The 7,795-nt window shown below is 33.8% G+C and carries 11 protein-coding genes; 10 read left to right on the forward strand and 1 reads right to left on the reverse strand.

All coding sequences use genetic code 11. The annotated features are described in order from the left end of the window. The first annotated feature begins 1 nt into the window (after position 1). The 8 genes from BM227_RS04015 to BM227_RS04050 all read left to right on the forward strand — a co-directional run bounded on the left by BM227_RS04015 (position 2) and on the right by BM227_RS04050 (position 5,368). A complete protein-coding gene (locus BM227_RS04015) occupies positions 2-784 on the forward strand; it encodes an enoyl-ACP reductase (protein ID WP_092911430.1) in 783 nt (260 codons plus the stop codon). Next, complete coding sequence (gene pgsA, locus BM227_RS04020; protein ID WP_177201984.1) at positions 781-1,320, forward strand: CDP-diacylglycerol--glycerol-3-phosphate 3-phosphatidyltransferase; 540 nt, start codon at positions 781-783, stop codon at positions 1,318-1,320. Before BM227_RS04015 ends, pgsA begins: the two co-directional genes overlap by 4 nt. After that, positions 1,320-2,375: an RIP metalloprotease RseP gene (rseP, locus tag BM227_RS04025; protein WP_092911432.1), complete on the forward strand. Its 1,056-nt coding sequence runs from the start codon at positions 1,320-1,322 to the stop codon at positions 2,373-2,375. The genes pgsA and rseP overlap by 1 nt, the downstream gene beginning before the upstream one ends. Beyond that, positions 2,368-3,045 carry a YggS family pyridoxal phosphate-dependent enzyme gene (locus tag BM227_RS04030; protein WP_092911434.1) on the forward strand — a complete coding sequence of 226 codons (678 nt, stop codon included), beginning with the start codon at positions 2,368-2,370 and terminating at the stop codon, positions 3,043-3,045. The genes rseP and BM227_RS04030 overlap by 8 nt, the downstream gene beginning before the upstream one ends. A 3-nt stretch (positions 3,046-3,048) precedes the next feature. Beyond that, on the forward strand, positions 3,049-3,621 hold the full coding sequence (locus BM227_RS04035; protein ID WP_092911436.1) for a hypothetical protein: 573 nt from the start codon (positions 3,049-3,051) through the stop codon (positions 3,619-3,621). Beyond that, positions 3,621-4,073: a hypothetical protein gene (locus BM227_RS04040; protein WP_092911438.1), complete on the forward strand. Its 453-nt coding sequence runs from the start codon at positions 3,621-3,623 to the stop codon at positions 4,071-4,073. Before BM227_RS04035 ends, BM227_RS04040 begins: the two co-directional genes overlap by 1 nt. 180 nt (positions 4,074-4,253) lie before the next feature. Continuing rightward, entirely contained in the window at positions 4,254-4,760 is a 507-nt protein-coding gene (locus BM227_RS04045) for a YeeE/YedE thiosulfate transporter family protein (protein WP_092911440.1), read from the forward strand. Positions 4,761-4,762: 2 nt separating this feature from the next. After that, positions 4,763-5,368 carry a YeeE/YedE thiosulfate transporter family protein gene (locus BM227_RS04050; RefSeq protein WP_092911442.1) on the forward strand — a complete coding sequence of 202 codons (606 nt, stop codon included), beginning with the start codon at positions 4,763-4,765 and terminating at the stop codon, positions 5,366-5,368. Between the two features lie 38 nt (positions 5,369-5,406). Here BM227_RS04050 and BM227_RS04055 read toward each other — a convergent pair whose 3' ends face one another. After that, entirely contained in the window at positions 5,407-6,300 is an 894-nt protein-coding gene (locus BM227_RS04055; protein WP_092911443.1) for a LysR substrate-binding domain-containing protein, read from the reverse strand. A 109-nt stretch (positions 6,301-6,409) separates the two neighbouring features. Between BM227_RS04055 and BM227_RS04060 the strand changes: the two genes are divergently transcribed. Together BM227_RS04060 and BM227_RS04065 are read left to right on the forward strand one after the other, a co-directional pair. After that, positions 6,410-6,931, forward strand: a complete 522-nt coding sequence (locus BM227_RS04060; RefSeq protein WP_092911445.1) for a rhodanese-like domain-containing protein — start codon at positions 6,410-6,412, stop codon at positions 6,929-6,931. A gap of 42 nt (positions 6,932-6,973) precedes the next feature. Beyond that, the gene (locus BM227_RS04065) at positions 6,974-7,690 is read left to right on the forward strand and encodes a C-GCAxxG-C-C family protein (RefSeq protein WP_092911446.1); all 717 of its coding nucleotides are present in this window, start codon (positions 6,974-6,976) and stop codon (positions 7,688-7,690) included. The last annotated feature ends 105 nt before the right edge of the window (positions 7,691-7,795 follow it).

The raw sequence follows: 7,795 nt of genomic DNA on the forward strand, positions 1-7,795 counted from the left end.
TATGAGTCAATCTACAATGAGAGGCAAAGTTTTAGTCATTAGCGGTGCAACAAGAGGTATAGGAAAAGCTATTCTTTACAGATTTGCCAAAGAGGGTGTAAATGTTGCATTTACATACAATTCAAATGAGCAAGAGGCTCAAAAAATTGCAGAAGATGTAAAAAATAAGTATGGTATTAAAGCAGTGCCTTATCAGCTTAACATTCTAGAGCCTGAAACATATAAAGATCTTTTCAAACAGATTGATGAAGACTTTGACCGTGTAGACTTTTTTATATCAAATGCTATTATTTCAGGCCGTGCTGTTGTAGGTGGTTTTGGTCCTTTTATGCGTCTAAAACCTAAAGGACTTTGCAATATTTACACTGCTACTGTAACAGCATTTGTAATGGGTGCTCAAGAGGCAGCAAAACGTATGGAAAAAGTCGGTGGAGGAAGCATCATTTCTCTTAGCTCAACAGGAAACATTGTTTATACTCCAAACTATGCCGGTCATGGTACAAATAAAGCAGCTGTTGAAACAATGGTTAAATATGCAGCAGCAGAGCTTGGTGAAAAAGGAATACGTGTAAATGCTGTTAGCGGTGGTCCTATCGATACAGACGCTCTTAAAAAGTTCCCTAATTATGAAGAGGTAAAAGCTGAAGTTGTAGAACGCTCACCTTTAAATCGAATGGGAGAGCCTGAAGACCTTGCAGGAATGTGTTGGTTTTTATGTACAGATGAGTGCTCTTGGCTTACTGGTCAAACAATTGTCATAGATGGAGGCACAAGCTTTCAATGATCTTTAACCTGCCAAATATTCTTGCCTTTTCACGCCTTCTTATGGCTCCACTGATGCTTTGGCTTTTAGCCTATCGTGATGCATCAGTTTTACAAGGTTTGCATGCAAGTTGGCTTGACTTTTTTGCAGCACTTGTATTTGTCTTGGCAAGTGTTACAGACTTTTTTGACGGATACATAGCACGCAAATGCAACCAGATTACAACACTTGGAAAAATCATTGATCCTCTTGCTGATAAAATGCTAACACTAGCTGCATTCCTAGGTTTGGTAGTTTTAGGACGTGCAGATGTAATAGCAATATTTCTTATTTTAAGCAGGGAATTTTTCATTACAGGACTTCGTGTAATGATAGTAAGTGAAGGAAAAGATGTTTCAGCATCTTGGATGGGCAAGGTAAAAACAGTCGCACAAATGTTTGCGATAGGGTTTTTAACTATGGATTGGCCAGGTGGAACACTTCTTCTTTGGATTGCAGTAGCAATTACACTATACAGTGGATATGAATATATCCGAGACTATATTAAAGGACGTTAATGGGTCTTATTGTATCTATTCTTGTCCTTTCGTTTTTGATCTTTTTTCATGAACTAGGACACTTTCTTGCAGCACGTTTTTTTGGTGTTCACGTAGAACGATTCTCTATAGGTTTTGGTAAAGTTATATTCTCAAAAGTAATAAATGGTACAGAGTATGCAATAAGTACCATACCTCTTGGCGGTTATGTAAAGATGAAAGGACAGGATGACTCTGATCCTACTAAAGTAAGTTTAGATTCAGACAGTTATAATATGAAACCGCCTTGGCAACGCATTATCATTCTTATAGGTGGACCATTTTTTAACTTTCTACTTGCTTTTTTTCTTTACTATGCCATTGCATTAATAGGAGCAAATGATTATGCACCTGTTATAGGAGCAGTTCAACCAGACTCACCTGCCCAACAACATGGCTTGCAAAAAGGTGATAAAATTATTGAGATAAATAATCAGCCTATACAAATATGGGATGATCTCAGTGAAGCCATAGGTGCTTCAAACGGTTCCATAGAGATGCTGATAGATCGTAATGGTACCGTTTTATCTGTAACAGTAACTCCAAAAGTTCTTGAAGTAAAAAACATTTTTGGTGAAACTGTTAAACGAAGAATGGTAGGTATTGGTCCTAGCGGTGAAATTGTTACTCGTTCATATGATCCAATAGAAGCTATCTCTTTTGCTTGGAACAAAACAGTTGAAGCAAGCAAAATGATTGTTTTAAGTGTAGAAAAATTGATAGAAGGAGTCATTCCGGCAAAAGAGATGGGTGGAGTTATCTCTATTGTTCAAGTGACTGCTGAAGCAAGTCAACACGGAATTGTTGCACTCTTTATTTTAACAGCATTGATTTCAGTTAACCTTGGAGTTTTAAACCTACTCCCTATTCCGGCTCTAGATGGCGGACATATCATTTTTACACTTTATGAAATGATTTTTAGAAAACCTTTGAATGAAGAGATTATTTACAGGCTTACCCTTGGTGGATGGGCTATTTTACTTACACTAATGGCATTTACTATATATAACGATATTGCAAGGATTACAAATGGATAGATCACAAATGCAAGAAAAACTAGATAAACTTATTTGGAGAGTTGAAGAGGCTCGAGTTAGACGTAGCGAACACCATATTGTCAAAATTGTAGCTGTAAGCAAATATACAGATATTGAAAATATTCGTATGTTGTATGATCTTGGTCAAAGAGCTTTTGGAGAGAATAAGGTACAAAGTTTGCAAGAACGCATAGAAGCAGTCGATGACCTCCCTGTTGAGTGGCACTTCATAGGACGACTCCAAAAAAATAAGATCAACCATCTAATCCGTGCCAATCCATTTTTAATGCAATCATTAGACTCATTAGAACTTGCTGATGCTTTGCAAAAACGCCTTGAAACACATAATGCAAATATGGAGTGTTTGCTTCAAATCAACAGTGCAAAAGAGGAGACAAAAGCAGGTGTTATGCCTGAAGAGGCTGAAGAGATTTATCTAAAGGTAAAAGAGAGTTGTCCAAACATAACTTTACGTGGAGTAATGACTATTGGAGCTCATGTTGAGGATCAAAAGGTTATTAAACAAAGTTTTGAAACAACCTATTCTATTTTTGAAAAGCTAAAAAAACATGGAGCTGATATTTGCTCAATGGGTATGAGCAATGACTTTGAACTGGCTATTGAGTGCGGTTCAAATATGGTGCGTATAGGTTCACTAATTTTTAAATAAAATATGCAAACACCACTTGGCAAATGCCCATCTTGCGGAGAAAATATAGTCTATAGAGGTGAATTTTTTGGTTGTGATGGCTTTCGTAACGGCTGTGATTTTACTGTAAGTGTTTATGCACTTGCAAGCATTGGTCATCACACCATTTCACCAAAACAGATGCGTAAACTGCTAAAAGGTCCGGCAAGGATGATATTCAAAATGTCCAATGGTGTCGAACGTATCTTTACAGTTGAACTAAAAGAGATAGATGGTAAATGGCAACCCTGGATAGATTTTGAAGCCGGAAGTGAACTAGAAGTTCTTGGAGAATGTCCTATATGCGGAGCTGATGTTGTAGAGAGTCCTTTAAGTTATGGATGTTCTAAATGGAATGATGGGTGCGATTTTGCAATATTTAAAAACTCAATTAAACGTTTTGGCGGTAAAACTCTTAGTAAGCAAAAAGCCAAAGAACTGCTTTCAAAAGGTGTTACTGAAGTTATAATTCGTTCTTTTAATAAGTCTGAAAAAAAAGTAAAACTATATTTAGATAATGAATTTGGATGCAAAATAGATTTTCAAGGAGATGAGTGATGATTGAATTGAGTGGTGATTATAAAAAGAGATATGATGCACTAGTACAAAAAGCTAAATCAAACAGTGAAGATGAAAAACTAAAATCTGTTATTGCATTCGACACAATAGTTAAAGAGATTGAAAAAAATGGGTTTATGGAGATTATTGATCTTGATCCATATTTTGGAGATACACTATTACCATTAAAAGAGCATACAGACCTTCTAGAAAAAAATTTCCCTGAAGAGTTCTCATTTTTTAAAGCTTTTATGGAAGATCTTCAAGAAGAGATCGAACTCTATTTTGAAGTTACTGAGATGTATGAAGATGAAGAATTCGATCAATTTGTAGAAGATATAAAAACTATAAAATCACGATACAGTGAGATTTTTAAAAAAGATTACAAAGAGAAAATGAACTCTTTTGCAATGCATCTTGTTAATACATTCAATACAAAATCAAGCGAATAACTTATTTACATATATAGGGAGTAAAACTTCCCTATATAACTCTTTATTAAAATATCAACTATATTAATTCTTTAGAACAAGAACTCAAAATTATTCATTATTCTAATTAAATCTATTTATTTTATAAATTCTACTGATTTTTTATATAATTCCTTAAAATTTTTATCAAAAGGATAACTTATGCCAAAAAAAATTTCCTGGTTAACAGGTGGTATCTTCATGGCTCTTTTGATACTTTTTACATTCTCCATATGGGGTGCAGATCGTCCAATAGGAGCTTCAACCTATGTTCCATACTTTGCTAGTCTAATTTTTGGTCTTGATCCAACAGAGTATGAGTATGTTGCTGAAATAGAAAAAGCAGGTGCGTGGGAAGGAGTTATGCTGATTGGTGCATTTTTTGGTGGACTCTTTATGTCGCTTTTTGTAACTAAAACATTTCGTTTCAGTGTTCTGCCTACACTTTGGAAAGAGCGTAAAAATAATTCTGTTCTATCTAGACTCATATGGAGCTTTATTGCCGGTTTTATTATGATTATTGGTGCTAGATTGGCCGGTGGATGTACAAGTGGTCACTTTCTTTCTGGTGCCAGTCAAATTGCTTTAAGTGGTCTTATCTTTGGTGGTATTGTAATGGTAACTGTCGTAATTACCGGAAGACTTTTTTATAAACGAAAAGGGGAATAAAGATGCTTGACCGATTTATGCACATGTTTGAAATTGTTGCTAATGAAGGACATGGCTCAATTTGGATGGTTCTTTTTATTGGATTTATATTTGGTGCAATTATTCAGTATGCACGTGTTGATAAATTTGAAAAAATTGCAGGATTCGCAATGCTTGAAGATATGACAGTGCCTAAAATGCTCTTTTTTGCAATTGGACTAGCAAGCATTGGACTCTACTTTATGAACCAAATGGGTTGGGCACACTATCATATTAAACCAATTATGCTTGCTGGTTTAATTGTCGGCGGTATTTTATTTGGTCTTGCAATGGCAATTTTTGGTAAATGTCCAGGTACAGGACCTATCTCTGTAGCTGAAGGGCGTATTGATGTACTTGTAGGTGCAATTGGAGGTATTTTTGGCGGTCTCTTTTTTACTTGGGCGTACCCTTGGTTAAAACCAATAATGGGACCTGATTTTGGTAAATTGACACTCCCGCAACTTTTTGAAGGTCATGAATCACTTGTAGTTCTTATTTATGGTATAGCATTAGTTGTAATTGCTTTTTTGATTCCAAATATTGAATATCTTGATCCGGAAGATCGTGAAGAGAGAGCAGACATTTAATTAAGGCAGAATATAACCTCTGCCTTTTTTTGATAAGGCTAACTATTTTCTAAAATGTTTTGAAAATATCTTTTTGCAAATTCAGAAAACTCATTAAAAAGTTTACTTTTATACTTATTCTTATGATAAACAAGACAAAAATCTCTTTCAAAAGTTATGTTTTTTAATTTTACTTCAAACAACTCTCCTCTTTCCAACTCTTTTTTTACTGAAAATTTAGATATACAAGTTATAGCATCAGGATTTCTCTCCAGTAGAGTTTTAATCTCTTCAAACTCAGAAAACTCCATAAAAATATTAATATCTTTTGCCAAATCACCTAATGTTTTTAAAAAAACATCTCTTGTGCCAGAACCTTTTTCTCTTAAAAGCCACTTTTTTGAAAATAACTGATCTATATAGAACTCTTTTTCTGAAAGATTTTTATCACTTGAAACTACAATAAGTTGATCTCTTCCTACTCTCTCTTTAATGATGTTAGGATCACTACAAGCAAACTCAACAAATCCCATATCAATAGAGCCTTCTAAAATACTTTTAACTATATCTGTAGAGTTTTTAATATCTTTACAAATTTTTGCATTCGGATAGTGCGATAAAAAATCGAATATTACTTGAGGCATAATAAAATCACCTACAGTTTTACTCGATATAATATGTAAATTTCCCGATAGTCTATCTTCTTTAAAAAAGTTCTCTGCATCTTTAAGAGCTAGAAAATGATTATATGTTTTCTCTTTAAAAAGCCTGCCTCTCTCATTTAAAACAAGTTTTTTTCCAACTCTGTCAAATAGAGGTTCTGATAGCTTTTTTTCCAACGACTTTATAGCCAGTGAAATAGCAGACTGACTCATAGAGAGTTGTTTTGCAAGTTGAGAAATATGAGGGTTATCAGCTAGATAATAGAAAAGTTCCAACTCTTTTAAAGTCATAGTAAAAATATCCTTATTTGTTATATAAATTATTATATCAAGTTTTATATATTTTACAAATTAATTATTTAATTTTAGAATTACATCATATTATTACTAGGAGTAAAAAATGAAATTAACTAAACTTATGTTAGCAACTACTCTTTTAGTCTCTGGTGCTTTTGCTTCAGAGTTTATTTCATATAAAGAGTTGTCAGGACAACTTCTTAAAGAGAATGAAAAACTTGGGTTGCGTGCTACAACTGATGAAGTAAAAAAAGCTTTACACTCTAAAGATACATTGGTTGTAGATGTTAGAACACCACAAGAGTGGGCAGCAGCTCATATCAAAGGAAGTGTAAGAGTAGGAAGACAGGTTCCAGAAAAAGCAATAGAGAACTTTGTATTGGATGATGATGGAAAGCTTGTAAAAGACAAATTGATTGTTGTATGCAATACAGCTCACAGGGCATCTCTTCAAGCAATGATTTTTAGAAAAATGGGATTTACACAAGTTAAAGTTTACCCTATTGATGAATGGATTGATGAGTGTAATCCTGTTGTAACAAAGTACTCTAGACAGGAATACAAAGATGGAAAACATCATAGATTTGGTGCATTTTATGCAGAGAAATGTTATGAAAAAAATTAAATATAGACTATAATACAAAACTTAAAAAATAAGGAGTAATTAATGGATAGAAGAAATTTCTTAGAAAACAGTTTTAAAGTAGGATTAGGTATGACTGTTGGCATGACAGCTAATAATGCAATAGCATCAAATGAATTTAAAAATAGTTCAGAATCAAAGTTTAAAATTCCTTACCCTTATAAAAAAATAGATCCAGAAAAAGTTGCACATAAAGCTTATAAATACTATAGAGTTGGAGAGTGTTGTTTTGCAGCTTTTGGAGCAATTATGGATGAACTTAGAGAGAGTGTTGGTGAACCTTATACATATATACCAAATGAAATGTTTTTTTATGGTGCAGGAGGAGGAAATGGATGGGGAACACTTTGTGGAACTCTAAATGGTGCCTCTGCTGTTATAACTTTGGTTACAGGTAAAGAATATAGTAAAATTATAGACTCTCTTTATGAGTGGTACTCAACAGCTCAACTTCCAGACTATGTACCACATAACAAAGAGGCAATTGTTACTACAAAACCTGAACTGCCTTTATGTCACGTATCTGTAATGAATTGGTGTAAAGCTTCAGGATATGCCTATGATACAAAAGAGAGATCTGAAAGATGTGCAAGACTTGCTGGAAGTGTTGCAAGAAAAACTGCAGAGCTGTTAAATGCTTGGAGTGATCAAAAGCTTAAAGATATATCGGTAAATGCTGGATGTAAAACTAAAATGAACTGTATGATGTGTCATAGTTCAAGGCTTTTACCAAAAAGCTAAATCTTAAATCTTTTATAGCCTTTTTATAAAAAATAACTTAAAAAGGACAAAAAAATAAAAAAGCAATAGCTTTTTAAAGCTATTTTAAAAACAACCAATTTTCAA

Source organism: Hydrogenimonas thermophila, assembly GCF_900115615.1.
GTDB classification, from domain to species: Bacteria; Campylobacterota; Campylobacteria; order Campylobacterales; family Hydrogenimonadaceae; genus Hydrogenimonas; species Hydrogenimonas thermophila.

Excerpts from the sequence above, each read along its gene's own strand:
- BM227_RS04015 (WP_092911430.1), top strand. The coding sequence starts at position 2 with ATGAGTCAATCTACAATGAGAGGCAAAGTTTTAGTCATTAGCGGTGCA.
- pgsA (WP_177201984.1), top strand. The coding sequence starts at position 781 with ATGATCTTTAACCTGCCAAATATTCTTGCCTTTTCACGCCTTCTTATG.
- rseP (WP_092911432.1), top strand. The coding sequence starts at position 1,320 with ATGGGTCTTATTGTATCTATTCTTGTCCTTTCGTTTTTGATCTTTTTT.
- BM227_RS04030 (WP_092911434.1), top strand. The coding sequence starts at position 2,368 with ATGGATAGATCACAAATGCAAGAAAAACTAGATAAACTTATTTGGAGA.
- BM227_RS04035 (WP_092911436.1), top strand. The coding sequence starts at position 3,049 with ATGCAAACACCACTTGGCAAATGCCCATCTTGCGGAGAAAATATAGTC.
- BM227_RS04040 (WP_092911438.1), top strand. The coding sequence starts at position 3,621 with ATGATTGAATTGAGTGGTGATTATAAAAAGAGATATGATGCACTAGTA.
- BM227_RS04045 (WP_092911440.1), top strand. The coding sequence starts at position 4,254 with ATGCCAAAAAAAATTTCCTGGTTAACAGGTGGTATCTTCATGGCTCTT.
- BM227_RS04050 (WP_092911442.1), top strand. The coding sequence starts at position 4,763 with ATGCTTGACCGATTTATGCACATGTTTGAAATTGTTGCTAATGAAGGA.
- BM227_RS04055 (WP_092911443.1), bottom strand. The coding sequence starts at position 6,300 with ATGACTTTAAAAGAGTTGGAACTTTTCTATTATCTAGCTGATAACCCT.
- BM227_RS04060 (WP_092911445.1), top strand. The coding sequence starts at position 6,410 with ATGAAATTAACTAAACTTATGTTAGCAACTACTCTTTTAGTCTCTGGT.
- BM227_RS04065 (WP_092911446.1), top strand. The coding sequence starts at position 6,974 with ATGGATAGAAGAAATTTCTTAGAAAACAGTTTTAAAGTAGGATTAGGT.